Source organism: Telmatospirillum sp. J64-1 (genome assembly GCF_006980715.1).
Lineage (GTDB): Bacteria > Pseudomonadota > Alphaproteobacteria > Rhodospirillales > Magnetospirillaceae > Oleiliquidispirillum > Oleiliquidispirillum nitrogeniifigens.
Genome location: NZ_SBHN01000078.1, coordinates 1 through 896, shown reverse-complemented (window position 1 = coordinate 896; position 896 = coordinate 1). Strand labels below are relative to the sequence as shown.

Below are 896 nucleotides of genomic sequence, written 5' to 3'. Positions count from 1 at the left end.
CCAGGACTCCGACGGCAACGCCGAAATCGCCTTCAATCTCTAAGGAGCAGCCTCCTTATGTACACCTTCGATCACCGCACCCGAGACAGTGCCGGCGCCTTCTTGGTTGGCGAGCTGGAACGGCTTGACCTTACCCTGAACCTGCCCCTGACCGAGGTCACTTGGCAGCGCGACATCGATCTACGCGAAGACGTCGCCATCGAGGACGAGACCGCGTCCTTCACCCGCAGCCACTTCGCCGCCGCCGGTTTCGCCGGTGCCGGCAAGAGCTGGATCGGCGACAATTCCACGGCCATCCAGGGCATCGGCCTGGACATCACCAAGCATCCGCTGCCCTTGCATCTCTGGGGCATGGAATTGGGCTGGACGACCATCGAGCTGAACAAGGCCCAACGCCTGGGCCGGCCCATCGATACCCAGAAATATGAGGGCATGAAGCTCAAGTATCAGATGGATGCCGACGAGATGGTCTATCTCGGCGATACGTCGGTCGGCGCGGTGGGACTGCTCAACAACCCCGCCGTGGCGCCCTACAACATGCAGGTGAATTGGGCCACCGCCTCGGCCGATGAGATCCTCAAGGACATCAACCTGTTCATCGAGCATGCCTGGAAGCGCGCCGGCTATGTGGTGGCGCCCGATCAGTTGCGCCTGGCGCCCGACCGCTTCGCCCTGCTGGTGCGCCCCGTCTCCGAAGCCGGTTCGATTTCGATCCTGGACTATGTGTCCAAGCAATGCGTCTCGGCCATCAAGAACGGCCGCCCGCTGGAGATCGAACCGCTGAAATGGCTGTCCGGGCGCGGGGTCGGCGGCAAGGACCGGGCGCTGCTCTATACCCGTGACAAGAAATACGTCCGCTGGCCGCTGGTGCCGATGCAGAAGACGCCGCTGGAGAT

1 protein-coding gene is annotated in these 896 nt (G+C 62.8%); it reads left to right on the top strand.

The genetic code is table 11. The features are described from left to right. Positions 1 to 57: 57 nt before the first annotated feature. The coding region (locus EPD66_RS23845; protein ID WP_142851047.1) for a DUF2184 domain-containing protein at positions 58 to 896 on the top strand (839 nt) is incomplete at its 3' end.